General features: G+C 73.4%; 16 protein-coding genes. 12 read left to right on the top strand and 4 right to left on the bottom strand.

Annotation, left to right across the window (positions count from 1 at the left end):
- Positions 1-7 precede the first annotated feature (7 nt).
- Entirely contained in the window at positions 8-793 is a 786-nt protein-coding gene (locus IEY99_RS23180; RefSeq protein WP_229799133.1) for a L,D-transpeptidase family protein, read from the bottom strand.
- 222 nt (positions 794-1015) lie between these two features.
- Between IEY99_RS23180 and IEY99_RS23175 the strand changes: the two genes are divergently transcribed.
- Entirely contained in the window at positions 1016-1645 is a 630-nt protein-coding gene (locus tag IEY99_RS23175) for a CGNR zinc finger domain-containing protein (RefSeq protein ID WP_189206128.1), read from the top strand.
- A gap of 70 nt (positions 1646-1715) precedes the next feature.
- Entirely contained in the window at positions 1716-2642 is a 927-nt protein-coding gene (locus tag IEY99_RS23170) for a zf-HC2 domain-containing protein (RefSeq protein WP_189206127.1), read from the top strand.
- Positions 2643-2648: 6 nt separating this feature from the next.
- Here IEY99_RS23170 and IEY99_RS23165 read toward each other — a convergent pair whose 3' ends face one another.
- The 3 genes from IEY99_RS23165 to IEY99_RS23155 all read right to left on the bottom strand — a co-directional run bounded on the left by IEY99_RS23165 (position 2649) and on the right by IEY99_RS23155 (position 3835).
- Positions 2649-2882, bottom strand: coding sequence for a hypothetical protein (locus tag IEY99_RS23165; protein ID WP_189206126.1), 234 nt, complete (start codon positions 2880-2882; stop codon positions 2649-2651).
- A 51-nt stretch (positions 2883-2933) separates the two neighbouring features.
- Complete coding sequence (gene mscL / locus IEY99_RS23160) at positions 2934-3374, bottom strand: large conductance mechanosensitive channel protein MscL (protein WP_189206241.1); 441 nt, start codon at positions 3372-3374, stop codon at positions 2934-2936.
- Positions 3375-3481: 107 nt separating this feature from the next.
- Positions 3482-3835, bottom strand: a complete 354-nt coding sequence (locus IEY99_RS23155; RefSeq protein WP_189206125.1) for an anti-sigma factor antagonist — start codon at positions 3833-3835, stop codon at positions 3482-3484.
- A 184-nt stretch (positions 3836-4019) separates the two neighbouring features.
- On the opposite strand from IEY99_RS23155, the gene IEY99_RS23150 reads away from it, so the two are divergent.
- From IEY99_RS23150 to IEY99_RS23105, 10 genes are read left to right on the top strand one after another with little or no spacing between them, the layout of a single operon-like run.
- Positions 4020-4886 (top strand): STAS domain-containing protein, encoded by an 867-nt coding sequence (locus tag IEY99_RS23150; RefSeq protein WP_189206124.1) that lies wholly within the window; start codon positions 4020-4022, stop codon positions 4884-4886.
- Positions 4887-4890: 4 nt separating this feature from the next.
- Positions 4891-5301 (top strand): STAS domain-containing protein, encoded by a 411-nt coding sequence (locus tag IEY99_RS23145; protein ID WP_189206123.1) that lies wholly within the window; start codon positions 4891-4893, stop codon positions 5299-5301.
- Positions 5298-5705, top strand: a complete 408-nt coding sequence (locus IEY99_RS23140; RefSeq protein ID WP_189206122.1) for an ATP-binding protein — start codon at positions 5298-5300, stop codon at positions 5703-5705. Before IEY99_RS23145 ends, IEY99_RS23140 begins: the two co-directional genes overlap by 4 nt.
- Positions 5702-6733 (top strand): ATP-binding SpoIIE family protein phosphatase, encoded by a 1032-nt coding sequence (locus IEY99_RS23135; RefSeq protein ID WP_189206121.1) that lies wholly within the window; start codon positions 5702-5704, stop codon positions 6731-6733. The genes IEY99_RS23140 and IEY99_RS23135 overlap by 4 nt, the downstream gene beginning before the upstream one ends.
- Positions 6730-8073, top strand: a complete 1344-nt coding sequence (locus IEY99_RS23130; protein ID WP_189206120.1) for a sensor histidine kinase — start codon at positions 6730-6732, stop codon at positions 8071-8073. The genes IEY99_RS23135 and IEY99_RS23130 overlap by 4 nt, the downstream gene beginning before the upstream one ends.
- On the top strand, positions 8070-9605 hold the full coding sequence (locus IEY99_RS23125; protein ID WP_189206119.1) for a SpoIIE family protein phosphatase: 1536 nt from the start codon (positions 8070-8072) through the stop codon (positions 9603-9605). The genes IEY99_RS23130 and IEY99_RS23125 overlap by 4 nt, the downstream gene beginning before the upstream one ends.
- Before the next feature lie 25 nt (positions 9606-9630).
- Positions 9631-12090 (top strand): hypothetical protein, encoded by a 2460-nt coding sequence (locus IEY99_RS23120; RefSeq protein WP_189206118.1) that lies wholly within the window; start codon positions 9631-9633, stop codon positions 12088-12090.
- A gap of 32 nt (positions 12091-12122) precedes the next feature.
- Entirely contained in the window at positions 12123-12659 is a 537-nt protein-coding gene (locus IEY99_RS23115; RefSeq protein ID WP_189206117.1) for a PadR family transcriptional regulator, read from the top strand.
- Positions 12656-13345: an ABC transporter ATP-binding protein gene (locus tag IEY99_RS23110; protein ID WP_189206116.1), complete on the top strand. Its 690-nt coding sequence runs from the start codon at positions 12656-12658 to the stop codon at positions 13343-13345. Before IEY99_RS23115 ends, IEY99_RS23110 begins: the two co-directional genes overlap by 4 nt.
- Complete coding sequence (locus IEY99_RS23105; RefSeq protein WP_189206115.1) at positions 13342-14817, top strand: FtsX-like permease family protein; 1476 nt, start codon at positions 13342-13344, stop codon at positions 14815-14817. Before IEY99_RS23110 ends, IEY99_RS23105 begins: the two co-directional genes overlap by 4 nt.
- Positions 14818-14834 lie beyond the last annotated feature (17 nt).

The following is a 14834-nucleotide window of genomic DNA, read 5'->3' as shown; positions in this document are numbered from 1 at the left end:
GTTCGGGTCAGTAGACCCAGACCCTCGTCCTGAGCGGGATCTCGTCGCCGCCCCAGAGGTGGTTCATCGCCGAGATGGAGAGCCGGGCGCAGCCGTGCGAGGCCGGGTACGGCGGCACGCTCGTGGCCCCGTGCACCGCGATCCCGCCGTTGAAGTACTTCGGGCGCCACAGCATGCCCAGCGGCGCGTTCCGCCAGCCGTCGATCTGCCGATAGACCTTGAACTTGCCGTCGGGTGTGGCCGCTACGGCGGTGCCGCCGCCGGTGGTCTCGTAGCGCTCGTACGAGCCGGTCGACGTGTTGAACGTCTGGGTCACCTCGCCGTCGTCGACGAGCATCAGGAGCTGGCGCTTCTTGTCGATCTCGACGACCCGGCCGCCGTCGCTCCTCGCCCGGGGGCGTACGCCCTCGTCCAGGGCCTTGCGGGTCTTGGGCCCCACCACTCCGTCGCGGGTGAGGCCGGCCGCCTTCTGCAGGGCGAACACCGCCTGCTGGGTGAGCGAGCCGAAGGTGCCGTCCGCCCTGCCGTTCCAGTAGCCGAGCTTCGTCAGGCTCTGTTGCAGCGCCAGGACCTCCGGCCCTTTCGAGCCCGTCCTGAGCTTCCCGGCGGGCGTCGTCGGCGCCGGGTTCGACGGCGGCGGCTCCGGCGGCGGCGACTCCGGCAGCGGCGCTGAGGCGGCGGGGGCGGGCGCCGAGGGCGCCGGCGCGGCCTGTTCGGGACCGCTCGTGTCGCAGCCGGTGACCAGTGCCGCCGCGGTCGCGAGCGTCACGGCGTAGGTAACGGCCCTGCGCACCCCGACTCGCTCCATACCCGATGATCACATGCGAAAAGTGTTCGCGGTGGCGAGTCGGGCGGTAAGCCTGACATTTGCCCGACGGCAAGCATGTCCGTCACTTTCCCGGGTGATGATCGACTCGCTACCGGGCCGGAAACGCGCTGCGTAGGGCCGCTTTCCGGGGTCCCGTCGGGCGACCGGCGGATACGAGCGTGAAAAAGAGTCCAGTAGCCTTCGCTTATGTCATGGAAGGCGAGTCTGCGGCACGGCGTACGCGAGGCGCCCGCAGGACTCGCCCTCCTGCAGGACCTCGTCAACACCCGGGCGACCATGTCCTACGGCCCCGACCTGCTGGCCACGGCCGACGACGCCCAGCGCTGGGTGACCGACGCCCTCGCCACCTGGTCCCGCGTCGCCGCCCTGCCGGCGCCCGTCCTGCTGCTGTCCTCGACCGACCTGCGCTCGCTGCGCCGGCTGCGGACCACGTTCGAGGGCGTCATCCTCGCCGGCAGCGGCCGGGGGCCGGAGCAGGACGGCACGCTGCCCCCGGCGGACGTGCCGGTCACGCTGGTGCCCGACGCCGAGGGCTGGGTGCGGATCGTGCCCTCCGGCCGCGGCACCCGGTGGCTGGCGTCCGCGCTCTGGGCCGAGGCGCTGATGGCCCAGCAGGCCGGGCTGTGGCCGCGGCTGAAGCTCTGCAACAACATCGAGTGCCGGGCGGCGTTCTTCGACACCTCGCGAAACAACAGCGGGGTGTGGCACGACGTGAGCACCTGCGGCAATACCGCCAATCTGCGCGCTTTCCGGGAGCGCAGGCGGCTGCTGGGCGGCGCCGGCGGTCAGTCCGACCCCTCACTCCACCGGCCCTGAGCTGCACTGACGGCGAAAATTCCGCGCATCGCGCCGGAACCAGGGGCCCGCCCCGAGCGACTATGGATGCATGGCGTGTGAGCGTTGGCGCGAAATGCTGTCCGCGCAACTGGACGGCGAGGACGATCCGGCCGACCGGGGACGGGTCGACGAGCATCTGGCCGGCTGTGCCGGCTGCCGGGAGTGGCTGGAGCGTGCCGCGGCGGTCAACCGGCTGACCCGGACGGCCCTGGTCGCGGACGTCCCGGACCTCAGCGACGCCATCCTCGCGTCCCTGGCCGCCGAGAGGTCGGCCCAGGGCGCCGGGGAGAGGTCGGCGCAGGGCGCCGGGGAGGCGACCGCGGCGACGCGTGCCCCGCGCGGGCGGTGGAGCTCCCTCGCGCGGGAGTGGTTCGCCGTGACCCGGGCCGAGGCGCCTTCCCGTCCGTACGCCGCCCACCCGCGCCCGTGGCGGACGCGGCTCGGCACGCTGCTCTACGTGACCCTCGCGGTGGTCGGCGCCGTGCAGCTCATCCTCGGGCTGGCCCAGGTCGGCGGCGGGGCGGCCGGCCAGCACGTGCACACCGGCATGGAGGCGACCCCGGGCCACCTGTGGCACGAGTCGGCGGCCTGGAACGTGGCGGTCGGCGCCGGTTTCCTCTTCATCGCGCTGCGGCGCAGCCGGCCGACCGGCCTGGTGCCGATGCTGACGGCCTTCGTCGGGATGCTTCTGCTGCTGTCGGTCAACGACCTGTCGGCGGCCCGGGTCGACGCGACGCGGCTGGTCAGCCACGGCTTCGTGATCGTCGGTTACCTGATCGTGGTGGCGCTGTCGCGGGTCGGCGCCGATCCGGTCCGGCCGCCGGGCGACCGGGCGGGCATCGGCGCCGGATGGCACCTGCCGCAGGACGGCGCCGGGGAGCCGGACCCGGCGCCCCGGCAGCCGAAGCTGCGGCTGGTGCCGCCTGGTCCGCTGACCGCCGCGCACGAGCCGGGAGCCAGCCGCCGGGCCGCCTGAGGAAGGTCAGCGCTCGCGAGGGCGGACCGACAGCTCCCGCCAGTCGTCCATGCCGGTCAGCAGGGCGCGGACCATGTCGAGCGCCGCCTCCTCGCTGTCGTACTCGAAGAAGTGGGAGACGCCGTCCGCGCCGCCCGCGCGCTGCTCCACGTACCACTGGTCACCGCTCGTCCGCAGGTACACGTCCTTGCGGGCGACGCGTCCCCACCTGCCGTTCCACCAGTGCTTACGCTGTTCCATCCCGGCACTGTATCGAACATCTGTTCGAACGGCGCGGGTTGGGTGATCTTTTCAGCGCGGTGGTTCCCGGTGCCGGCCGAGGATGTCGTCCACCGCGCCGGGCGCGACCTGCTGGCGGACCAGGGCGTCGCGGATCTCGGTCAGCAGCTTGACCTCCTCGCTCGGCGCGGCAGGCGGCGGCTCCTCGCCCCGCCTGCGCCGCTCCGCCAGCTTGTTCAGCGGGAAGACGACGAGGAAGTAGACCACCGCGGCTGTCAAAAGGAACGTGATCACCGCGTTGATGAACTTGGCGTAGTCGAAGATCACGCCTTTCCTCGGCTGCCAGGTGCCCGGGTTCACGCCCGAGTCGCCGGAGATGAGCTGGATGAGGGGCTTGAGGAAAGAGTCGGTGAAGCCGGTCACCACGGCGGTGAAGGCGGCGCCGATGACGACGCCGACCGCGAGGTCGACGACGTTGCCGCGCATGATGAAGTCTTTGAAGCCTTTGAGCATCGAGTTCACGCGCACTCCTGCGAAAAGAGCCGGGGGTTCGAGGCAGCAGTTGCCCGCGCCCGGTCCGCGACAAACTACGCCGGCCGGCCCCTCGCGCGAAGGGGGAATCAGTCGAGCGCCGGCTCCTCGGCCGTCACGGCCTCGTCCACCGTCGGGTAGGTGTGCAGCACCTCGACCAGCCCCGACACCTCGAGGATCCGCAGCACCCCGCGCTGTGGCGCGGCCAGCCGGACCACGCCGCCGGCGTCGTCGGTGCTGTTCTTGGCGCGGACGAAGACCGAGAGCCCGGTGGAGTCGCAGAACGAGACCTCGGCCAGGTCGAACACCAGCCGGATGCGGCCCTTCTCGAGCAGGTCGCTGATCTGGTCCTGCAGCTGGGGAGCGGTGGCCATGTCGAGTTCGCCGGCCACCGACACGACGACCACGTCGCCGCGCTGCTCCGTTTGTACCGTCAGGGACATTCAGGACCTCCCAGTTATGGCCAGAACGTTACTCCACGCGGCGGGGGATCCGCAGAATGGGCGACCGGCTGACCACGGCATATTAGTTGGCCGCCGACAAGTAAGTAGCGGCCTCGATGGTAAAGTCCGCCCGAGCTGCCCGCGACCGGCGGCGAGCCGGTCCGGCGGAGTCACAGGAGGAGACGTGGCGTTGAGTTCGGGCGAGGCAAGCCGCTTCGCGGACCTCCTCAAGCAGCACGAGGACGCCATCGTGGCGTCCTGGACGGACGCGGTCGCCGCCCAGATGAGCGGCCGGCTGAGCCGTGCCGAGCTGCACCGGCAGACGCTGGAGCTGCAGAAAGGCTTCCAGTCGGCGCTCGCCGCCGACGTGCGGGAGCTGACCGACGACGCCGCGGCCGAGCTGCGGGCCCAGCTCAGCGAGCTCTCCGGCAACCGGGCGCGGCAGGGCTTCACCGCCACCGAGACGGCGATCAGCGTCTTCGCGCTCAAGGAGGCCGCCCTCGGCGTCATCGAGGCGGGCGAGGGCACGGACGCGTCCATCCTGCGGGACTACGTCGCCTTCTCCGCGTTCGTCGACCGCGCCGCCCTCTTCACCTTCGACACCTACACCCGTGCGCGTGAGGAGCTCATCGCCGACCAGGCCGAGCAGCTCCTGGAACTCTCCACGCCGGTCGTCAAGCTGTGGGAGGGCGTCGTCGCGGTGCCGCTGGTCGGCACGCTCGACTCGGCGCGGGCCCAGGTGGTCATGGAGCGGCTGCTGCAGACCCTGGTGGACACCGGCTCGCCGTACGCGATCATCGACATCACCGGCGTGCCCGCGGTCGACACCCAGGTCGCGCAGCATATCCTCAAGACCGTCGTCGCCGCCCGGCTGATGGGCGCGGACTGCATCATCTCGGGCATCCGCCCGCAGATCGCCCAGACCATCGTGGCCCTCGGCATCGAGTTCGGCGACATCGCCACCAAGTCGTCGCTGGCCGACGCCCTGCGGCACGTGTTGCGCAAGACCGGTGACAAGGTCGCCCAAAAGCCCGTACGCCGGGAGGACTGAGCCGATGGAACGCGTGCCGGTCCTGAAGATCGGCGACATCCTCCTGGTCTCCATCCAGACCGACATGGAGGACCAGGTCGCGCTGCAGTTGCAGGAGGACCTGGCCGACCGGATCGTGGCGACCGGCTGTCACGGCGTGATCATCGACATCAGTGCCCTGGACATCGTCGACTCGTTCGTCGGCCGCACGCTCGCGTCCATCGCGGCGATCTCGCGGGTGCTCGACGCCGAGACGGTCGTCGTGGGCATGCGGCCGGCGGTCGCCATCACGCTGGTCGAGCTGGGGCTCTCGCTGCCGGGCATCCGTACGGCGCTCAACGTCGAGCTCGGCATGGCGCTGCTCGCCAGGGAACGCGCCGCCGACGACGACGAGCAGGCCGACGACGAGGACGAACCGGCGGTCACCCAGCCATGACCGCCGGGGGCGCCGAGCGGATCGCGGTCAGCTCCGACCAGGATGTGGTCCGGGTCCGTCAGCTCGTGCGTACGGTGGCCGTGGCGGTGAAGCTCTCGCTGGTGGACCAGACCAAGCTGGTGACCGCCGCGAGCGAGCTGGCCCGCAACACCCTCGTCTACGGCGGCGGCGGTACGGTCGAGGTGACCCGGGTGGAGAACGGGCGCCGGGCCGGCATCCGGATCGTCTTCGCCGATCAGGGTCCGGGCATTCCGGACCTGGACCAGGCCCTGACGGACGGCTTCACCACCGGCGGCGGTCTCGGCCTCGGGCTCAGCGGCGCCCGCCGGCTCGTCGACGAGTTCCACATCGACACGACGGTGGGCCAGGGCACGACCATCAGCGTGACCAAGTGGTGTCGATGAGCGGAGGCGCGGTGGCGTCGCTACCGGAAGGACTTCTCGACCAGGGAGTCTGGTTCCGCGTCGAGGCTGCCGGCACCGCCGCCGCCGTCCGGCGCACCGCCGAGCGCCTCGCCACCGAGCTGGGGCTCCCCGAGCGGCGGATCGCCGACCTCTCGATCGTCGTCGCCGAGGCCGCCGGCAACCTCGTCAAGCACGCCGAGGAAGGTGCGCTGCTCGTCCGCGCGACCCGCGCGGACGGCCACGCGGGCGTCGAGATCGTGGTGATCGACCGGGGCCCGGGCATGGCGAACCTGTCGCAGGCCGTCGGCGACGGGCACTCCACCGCCGGCACCCTGGGCATCGGTCTCGGCGCGATCCTGCGCCAGGCGAGCTGGTGCGACATGCACTCCGTGCCCGGCAAGGGCACGGTGCTCGTCGCCCAGGTGTGGCCGGAGAAGGCGCCGGAGCCGGCCTGGGCGGCGGGCCTCACCCGCCCGCTGACCGGCGAACCGGTCAGCGGCGACGCCTGCGCCGCCCGGGAGGTGGACGGGCGCCGCCAGGTGCTGGTCTGCGACGGGCTCGGCCACGGGCGGCTGGCACACGCGGCGGCGCAGGAGGCCGTACGCGTCTTCCACGGCGCGCCGGCGGTGGCGCCGGCCGCGCTGCTGGACACCCTGCACCGGACCCTCGGGCACACCCGGGGTGCGGCCTTGGCCGTCGCCGAGATCGACGGGCAGCGGCAGGTGGTCCGCTACGCCGGCCTGGGCAACATCGCCGGGACGATCCTGGCGCCGGGCGCCCCGCGCCGCGGCATGGTGTCACTGCCCGGCATCGCCGGACACCAGAGACGGCAGATCCGGGAGTACGACTACCCGTTGCCCCCCGCCGCGGTGGTGCTCATGCACACCGACGGCGTGGTCGACCGCTGGAACCCGGCCGACTATCCCGGGCTGCTGACCCGCTCGCCGCAGGCCGTTGCGGCGACCGTGCTCCGCGACGCCGGCACCCGCCGGGACGACGCAGGCGTGCTCGTGGCGCGTTCGTCATGACCGGCGAGCCGCTGATGCGGATGCGGATCCGGGTGGAGCAGGACGTCTTCGCCGTCCGCCAGTTCGCCCGCGAAGTGGCGCGCGAGGTCGGTCTCGAGGCCCAGGACCGGACCCGCCTCGCCACGGCGCTGAGCGAGGTCGGTCGCCTGCTGGTGGCCGCCGGGCGCGACGCCGACGTGGCGTTCACGACGACGGCCGACGGGGTACCTACGCTGCATGTGGAACTGGTGCATCCGGTGCCCGGGGACGGTGCCCGGCTGCGCCCGCAGCTGGCCCAGGTAACCCGCCTGGTCGACACTTTGGAGGTAGGGGATGGAGAGACCGGTACGGTCGTGCGGATGTCTCGACGTCTGCCGCCGAGCTCGCCGGCTCTGAACCCCGACCGTATGGACGAGATCCGCGATCGGCTCGCCGAGCACGTCCCGGGCACCCCCTTCGACGAGCTGACGGTGCAGAACCAGCAGCTCATCGCGGCCCTGGACGAGGTACGCGCGCAACGCGACGACCTGGCCCGGCTCAACGCCGAGCTGGAGGAGACCAACAAGGGCGTGATGGCGCTCTACCACCAGCTCTCCGACGAGCTGGAGGAGACCAACCGCGGCGTGGTCGCGCTCTACGCCGAGCTGGACGAGAAGTCGGTGCAGCTCCGGACCGCGAGCGAGGCGAAGAGCCGGTTCCTCGCCAACGTCAGCCACGAGCTGCGCGCCCCGGTGACCGCGATCATCGGCCTGGGCCGCCTGCTCGCCGACGAGTCGTCCGACCGGCTCACGGCCGAGCAGTCCCGACAGGTCGAGCTGATCCGCGGCTCGGCCACGGACCTGCTGTCGCTGGTCAACGACCTGCTGGACCTCGCCAAGGCGGAGGCCGGCCGGATCGAGCCGCAGTGGTCCGATGTGGATCTCAAGGCGGTCTTCGGGCAGTTGCGCGGCACGCTGCGCCCGCTCGCCACCCAGCCGGACGTCGAGTTCGTCGTCGAGGAGCCGGCGGTGCCGCGGCTGCGCTCCGACGAGGTGCTGCTCAGCCAGGTGCTGCGCAACCTGCTGACCAACGCGATCAAGTTCACGGAGACGGGCTCGGTGCGCCTCGGCGTGGCCCGCGTCGGCGACGACGTCGAGTTCACCGTCGCGGACACCGGCTCCGGCATCCCACCCGAGCTGCACGAACGCATCTTCGAGGAGTTCTATCAGGTACCCGGCAGCCACGCGGTGAACGGCAAGGGCACCGGGCTGGGGCTGCCGTACGCCCGGCGGCTCGTCGGTATCCTCGGCGGGGCGATGCGGGTCTCCTCCGTACCGGGCGAGGGCAGCACGTTCGTCGTCTCGCTGCCGGTGTCGCCATGACCCCGGCCACCGTCCTCGTCGTGGACGACAGCGCCACCAAGAGATATCTCCTGGTGAGCTGGCTGACCCGCGCGGGGTTCACGGTGGTCGAGGCGGAGACCGGCGGTGCGGCCCTGTCCCTGCTCCGCGAGACCGAGGTCGACCTCGTCGTGCTCGACGTCAAGCTGCCGGACCTGAGCGGCTTCGAGGTCTGCGAGCGGATCAAGACCGATTCCGCGTTCGGGGTCCTGCCGGTCATCCACGTGTCGGCGCACGCGGTGGACGTGGTCGACCGCACTCAGGGACTGAACCGGGGCGCGGACGCCTACCTGGTCGAGCCGATCGAGCCGGACGAGCTGATCGCCACCGCCCAGGCGGTGCTGCGCTACTACCGCGCCCGCCAGCGCGCCGAGTCGCTGGCCGCGCGCATGATCAAGCTGGCCGAGACCACCCTGGCGATCAACTCGGCGTCGACGCTGACCGGGCTGCTGCAGGCGGCGGCGGACGGGGCGAACCAGATCTTCGGCGGCCCGGCCGTGGTGGTCGCGGAGACCGCCGACGGCGACGGCCTGGCGGCGGTCGCGGGCCCGGACGCCGCGGTGCGGCCCTGGACGGTCGAGCACCACCAGACGGCGTCGGGTTCGACCGTACGCACCGAGCGGCCCGAAGCGTGGAGCCTCGTCGAATGGCCGGAGCGCGAGTCCGTCGCCGTCGCCTCGGCCAAGCTGCCCGGTGACCGCAGCCCGGTCTACGTGGCGGTCCCGGCCAGCACGCAGACGCCGGGCTTCCCGGTGCTGCGCCAGCTGTCGCAGGCGGTCGCCGCCGCGGTGGAGGCGCAGCGCTCCTACGACGAGGAGCACCGCATCGCGGTCACGCTGCAGCGCAGCCTCCTGCAGAGCCGCCTGCCCGACGTGCCGGGCCTCGAGGTCGCGGTCCGCTACGAGCCGGCGGGCGCCCAGACCGAGGTGGGCGGCGACTTCTACGAGCTGACCATGCTGGACGGTCGCCTCCTGGTGGCCATCGGCGACGTGGCCGGTCACTCCCTGCACGCGGCGACCGTGATGGCGGAGCTGCGGCACGCGGTCCGCGCGTACGCCGTGGAGGGCCACCCGCCCGGAGCGGTCCTCGAACTGGTCAACCGCTTCATGCGCGCCGTGCTGCCGATGGAGTCGGCGACGGTGTGCCTGCTCACGCTGGAGCCCGACACCGGCCGGGTCAGGCTCGCCAGCGCGGGCCACCTGCCGCCGCTGCTGCACGTCGAGGGTGCCGGGGCCAGTTTTCTCGCCCCGCACGGACCGCTGCTGGGCATCAATGCGCCGCGGCCCGACGACCTGGAGTTCGTCCTGCCGCCGGGCGGCACCCTGGTGCTCTACACGGACGGCCTGATCGAGCGCCGGGACAGCGACATCGATGTCGGCTTCGCGGCGCTGGCGCAGTGCGCGGGCCAGGTGGACCGGAGCCTCGACGCGTTCTGCCAGCGGCTGCTGGTGCAGCTCGCGGGTGCGGGCGAGCAGGCGGACGACATCGCGGTGGTGGCGCTCCGTCGTACGTGACGCTTCGTAGCGTCATGATGGACTCATGGGCCGACGGCGGTGGCGGGCGACGGCGTGGGGTGCGCTGGCACTGGTCGTCGCCGCGGTCCTGGTGGCCGCCGGGGCGCGGTTCGGCGTCTGGCGCTCGCTCGCCGGTGACGGCGCGGAGCAGCCGTGGGACTGGGTCGAGCGCCTCGGCTGGCTCACCGGCCTGCTCGGCCTGCCGGTCACCGTCGTGTTCGGATTCCTGGCGGTGCGGCAGCACGGCAACGGCGGTGCCGGGGCGCCGGGGCGGCCGTCGTGGCGGCTCGTGCCGATGGCTCGCTGCCGGCCCGAGGAGGTCGGGGTGCATCCCGGGCGGCTGACCCCGTACGTGATGCGGGACCACGATCGTGAGCTGCGCACCTCGCTGCGGGAGGCGGCCGCGACCGGCGGCCTCGTGGTGGTCGTGGGCGGCTCGTCCACGGGCAAGTCCCGCAGCCTCTACGAAGCCGTGCGGGAGCTGTTCGGCGACCGGCACCTGCTGCTCGCCGACGACGCGGAGGCGGTGCGCCGGGCCGGTCCCGAGCTGCCCGGAGGCACGGTGGTCTGGCTCGACGACACCCCGTCGGTGCGGTTCCTCGGCGCCGGCGGCCTGAACCGGACGGACCTGCTGGCGCTGACGGCACAGGACCGCCGCGGCGGCCCGGTGGTGCTCGTCGCCGTCCTGTGGCCGGGGCCCTACCGGCAGATCGCCTCGGTGCCGCAGGCCGCGGAGCTCGACGGCGCCGCCGGCGACCCGTGGCGCGACGCGCGGCAGGTGCTCGGGCTCGCGGGGCACCGGGTCGTGCACGTGAGCGAGCACTTCAGCGCGGCCGAACGGGCCCGGGCCCGCGACGCGTTGCGCGGCCACGGCGACCCGCGGCTGGCCGACGCGCTCGACTCGCGGTACGGCGTGACCCAGCACCTGGCCGGCGCCCCGGAGCTGATCAGCCACTGGGAGCATGCGGCGACGCTCCAGCCGTACGCCGCCGCGGTCCTCACCGCGGCCGTGGACATCCGGCGGCTGGACGTCCGCGCTCCGCTGACCGGGCCGATGCTGCGGGCGGTCGCGCCGGCGTATCTCAGCGACGACCACCTCGCGGAGGCGCCCGGCGACTGGTTCGACGTGGCGCTCGGCTATGCCACCCAGCGCCTGCGGGGCGGCGTCCGTGCCCTGCACCCGCTGGCCGGCTCGCGGATCGGCACGATCGCCGGTTACGAGCTGGCCGACTACCTGCACGACCACGGCGACGACGCGCGCTACTACACGATCGTGCCGCCGCCGGTCTGGGAGCTGCTGCCGAACCACCTGGCCGACCCCGAGGACATGGCCCGCCTCGCCGACGCCGCGCGCGACCGCGGGCTTTACCCGCTCGCTCGGACCCTCTACCGCCGGGCGAGCGCCCGCAGCGAGTACGCGGCCCGCGAGCTGGTGGACCTGGTCGAGGTCCAGGGCCGGGTGGAGGAGCTGAGGCAGCTCGCCGCGGGCGGCAACCGGTACGCCGCCGCGCGGGTGGCGTGGCTCGACCGGCGCCGCCGGGAGACCGGCGAGGCGTTCGAGCGGATGGTGGACGACAGCCCGGTGGTCTTCACCGAGGAGGACCGCCGGGCCCTGGCCGAGATGCACCGCTGCGAGCTGCGCCGGCTCGCCGACGCGGGCTACGAGCACGCCCAGGTGCTGGACGACCTCGTCCGGCACGGCCGCCGCGCCGAGGCCATCGCCTATGCGCGGCGGCTGTCCGACGCCGGGGACGGCTACGCCCGCGAGGAACTGGTCACCCTGCTGGCCGCGGAGCGCAGGACGGCCGAACTGCGCGAGCTGGCGGTGCGCGGGGACGGCTACGGCTGCCGCAGCTTCCTGGAGCTCGTGGACGCCGACCGGCGCGAGCAGGAGGCCCGCCTGCTCGCCGCGGCGGGAAGCGAGTACGCGGGCTCGTGGCTGGTGGACCACCTGACCGCCCACGGCCGCGAGAAGGAGCTGCGGGTGCTGGCGAGCGAGGGCCACGTGTACGCCCGCCGCTGGCTGGTCGAGGCCCTGGCCGAGGAGGGCCGCCTCCGGGAGGCGCTGGCCGAGGCCACCCGGCTCGTGGCGGACGGTGACGAGCCGGCCGCCGCGATGGTCGCCGAGCTGCTCGCCGACCTGGGCCGCGAGGAGGAGCTGCAGGAGCAGGTGCTCGCCGGCAACCCGTACGCGAGCGGCGAGCTGGCGGTCCTGCGAGCCCATCTCGGCCGCGAGGACGACCTGCGGGCGATGGCGCTCGCCGGCGACGGTGACGCCCGGTTCTGGCTGGCCGCGCTGCTGGCGTACCGGGGGCGGGAGGTGGAGCTGCGCGAGATGGCGGCGGCGGGTGACATCGAGGCGCGGACCAGCCTGGTGGGCATGCTGCTGGCCCAGGGGCGCCTGGACGACCTGCGCCGGATGGCGGCCGACGGCGACCGGGAAGCGGCGTACCTGCTCCGCAGCCGGGGGCACCGCGCCGCTTGACGCCACTATTCATCCAGTGAATAGTGGGCGCCATGTCGACGCCGTACGTGTTGATGGGCTTGCTCGCCGCCGGGCCCCGGCACGGGTACGAACTCAAGCGTGCCCACGACGAACGCCTGCCCCGGGCCAAGCCGATCGCCTTCGGGCAGGTCTACGCCACGCTCGGCCGGCTGGAGCGCGACGGGCTGGTCGAGCCGCGGGGCCAGGATCGCGACGGCGGACCGGACCGGACCTCCTACGCCCTGACCGGCTCCGGCCATGCCCGGCTCACCGAGTGGCTGTCCACCGTGGAGTCGCCCGCCCCGTACGTGACGAGCACGCTCTTCGCCAAGGTCGTGGTCGGCCTGCTCGTGGCCGATCCCGGCACCGCCACCGACTACCTGGTCGCCCAGCGGGCGGCGCACACCGCCCGGCTGCGCGAGCTGACCGCCGTGAAGACCGACCGCAACGCCACGGTCGCGGACCTCGTCGCCGCCGACTACGCCATCGTCCACCTGGACGCCGACCTGCGCTGGCTGCAGACCACGCTGCAGCGGGTCACCGAGCTGTATCGAGAGGTGAACACATGAACGCTCTGCTCCGGGCCACCGGGATGCACCGGGCGTACGGCCCCACCCCCGCGCTGCGCGGCGTCGACCTCGAGGTCGGTGAGGGCGAGATCGTCGCCGTCACCGGGCCGAGCGGATGCGGCAAGTCCACGCTCCTGCACTGCCTCGCCGGCATCCTGCGTCCCGACTCCGGCGAGGTGCGCTACCGCGGCGAGGACCTCACCCTCTGGACGGAAGCCGCCCGCTCGCGGCTGCGGCGTACCGAGTTCGGGGTGCTCTTCCAGTTCGGGCAGCTGGTGCCGGAGCTGACCGCGGCCGAGAACGTCGCCCTGCCGCTGCTGCTGGCGGGGGCGACCCGGCGGGCGGCGCGCCGGTCGGCGACGCTGTGGCTCGGCCGGTTCGGGGTCGGCGAGCTCGCCGACGAGCTGCCCGGCGCGATGTCCGGTGGTCAGCAGCAACGCTGCGCGGTCGCCCGGGCCCTGGTGACCGAGCCGCAGGTGCTGTTCGCCGACGAGCCGACCGGCGCGCTCGACGTGCTCACCGGCGAACAGGTGCTCACCGAGATCGTGTACGTCGCCCGCGAGCGCGGCATGTCGGTCCTGCTGGTCACCCACGAGGCGCAGATCGCCGCGTACGCGGACCGGGAGATCGTGCTGCGCGACGGCGTGGTGGACGCCAGCGGGCTGGGCATCGGGGCGAGCGCGTGAGGGCGACCACGCTGCTGCGGCTCGCGGTCGCCGGCAACCGCACGGATCACCTGCGTACCGGGCTGACCGCACTGAGTGCCGCTCTGGCCGTGGTGACCCTGCTCGCCGCGGCGACCGTGCTGGCGGTCGAGGGCGAGGCCGGATACGCCAGCGCCCTGCTCGCCGAGAGCGGTCTGCGCCCCGGCGTCGCCACCGCGCTGATCATGCTGTCGCTGCCCGTCCTCGCGCTCACCGGGCAGTGCATCCGGCTCGGCGCCCCGGCCCGCGACCGGCGTCTCGCCGCGATCCGGCTGGCCGGCGCGACTCCGCGGCAGGCCGTGCTCGTCGCCAGCGCGGAGACGGTGGCCGCCGCCCTGCTCGGCGCGGTGGCCGGCGTCGGCGTGTTCCAGCTGCTGCGGCTCCTTCTCGACCGCCGGGATGCGGCCGGCCGGCTGCTGCTGCCGACCGACGTCTTCCCGCCGCCGTTGCCCGTCGCCGCGATCGTGCTGGCCGTGCCCCTGACCGCCGGGGTGATCGGCGCGCTGCTGCTGCGCCGGATCGTGATCAGCCCGCTCGGCGTGGTCCGGCGGACCCGGAACCGGGCGCCGTGGCCGTGGCCCGGGTCCCTGATCGTCGCCGGGCTGGTGCTCTTCGCGCTGCCGCGGCACCTGGAGTCCATCGGCGGCAAGGCGATGGTCACCGCCCTGACCGGCGGGGTGGCGCTCACCATGATCGGCGTCGTGGTCGGCACCGGCTGGATCGCGCACACGGCCGGGCGCCTGCTGCACCGCTTCGGCCCGCGCCCGGCGATGCTGCTCGCCGGCCGGCGGCTCATGGCGGATCCCTGGAGCGGCAGCCGGACCTTCGCCGCCCTGCTGGCCGGAGTGGTCGCCGGCGCCATCGCGCTCGGCTACCGGGTGCAGCTCGAGACGCAGTTCCGCGCCTTCGCGGCCTACAACGCCATGTTCCCCGCCGATTCCACCATGGGGCTGGCGGAGGACGAGGACTTCTACGTCGGCGCCGTCGACCTGGTCATGGTGGCGGTCGGCGTCGGGATCGCGGTCGCCGCCGCCGGGGTGCTGGTGACGCTCGCCGAGAGCATCGTGGCGCGGCGGCGCTCCTACGCGGCGCTGGCCGCCGTCGGGGTGCCCCGCCGGACGATGTCCGAGGCGGTGCTGTGGCACACCCTCGCGCCGCTGGTCCCGGCCGTGCTGCTCGCCCTGCTCTCGGGCGTCGGCCTCACCCGGCTGATGGGCACGGAGATCTCGGTGGAGGGGCCGACCGGCACCATCTGCGACGCCGCCTGCCGGGCGGGCACCGCAAGCCCCGTCGCGCTGCCCACTCCCCCGCCGGTGACGGTGACGGTCCCCGTACCGGTGGACACGCTGGCCATGCTCGGTGGCGGCGCGCTGCTGGCCATGCTCGTGGTGTCGGCCGTCGGCCTGCTGGTGCTGCGGTCGAGCACGAACCTCGAGGAACTCCGGGCCGGATGACGGCGCGGGGGCCCGGC

The organism is Couchioplanes azureus, from assembly GCF_014648355.1.
In the GTDB taxonomy this organism is placed as follows: Bacteria; Actinomycetota; Actinomycetes; order Mycobacteriales; family Micromonosporaceae; genus Actinoplanes; species Actinoplanes azureus.
The sequence above is the reverse complement of the archived record's forward strand: the minus strand, read 5'-3'. Positions and strand labels throughout refer to the sequence as shown.

Bases quoted from the DNA above. Each gene is read 5' to 3' on its own strand.
- IEY99_RS23110 (WP_189206116.1), top strand. From the start codon at position 12,656: ATGAACGCTCTGCTCCGGGCCACCGGGATGCACCGGGCGTACGGCCCC.
- IEY99_RS23145 (WP_189206123.1), top strand. From the start codon at position 4,891: ATGGAACGCGTGCCGGTCCTGAAGATCGGCGACATCCTCCTGGTCTCC.
- IEY99_RS23125 (WP_189206119.1), top strand. From the start codon at position 8,070: ATGACCCCGGCCACCGTCCTCGTCGTGGACGACAGCGCCACCAAGAGA.
- IEY99_RS23165 (WP_189206126.1), bottom strand. From the start codon at position 2,882: ATGGAACAGCGTAAGCACTGGTGGAACGGCAGGTGGGGACGCGTCGCC.
- IEY99_RS23135 (WP_189206121.1), top strand. From the start codon at position 5,702: ATGAGCGGAGGCGCGGTGGCGTCGCTACCGGAAGGACTTCTCGACCAG.
- IEY99_RS23175 (WP_189206128.1), top strand. From the start codon at position 1,016: ATGTCATGGAAGGCGAGTCTGCGGCACGGCGTACGCGAGGCGCCCGCA.
- IEY99_RS23130 (WP_189206120.1), top strand. From the start codon at position 6,730: ATGACCGGCGAGCCGCTGATGCGGATGCGGATCCGGGTGGAGCAGGAC.
- IEY99_RS23120 (WP_189206118.1), top strand. From the start codon at position 9,631: ATGGGCCGACGGCGGTGGCGGGCGACGGCGTGGGGTGCGCTGGCACTG.
- IEY99_RS23115 (WP_189206117.1), top strand. From the start codon at position 12,123: ATGTCGACGCCGTACGTGTTGATGGGCTTGCTCGCCGCCGGGCCCCGG.
- IEY99_RS23155 (WP_189206125.1), bottom strand. From the start codon at position 3,835: ATGTCCCTGACGGTACAAACGGAGCAGCGCGGCGACGTGGTCGTCGTG.
- IEY99_RS23170 (WP_189206127.1), top strand. From the start codon at position 1,716: ATGGCGTGTGAGCGTTGGCGCGAAATGCTGTCCGCGCAACTGGACGGC.
- mscL (WP_189206241.1), bottom strand. From the start codon at position 3,374: ATGCTCAAAGGCTTCAAAGACTTCATCATGCGCGGCAACGTCGTCGAC.
- IEY99_RS23140 (WP_189206122.1), top strand. From the start codon at position 5,298: ATGACCGCCGGGGGCGCCGAGCGGATCGCGGTCAGCTCCGACCAGGAT.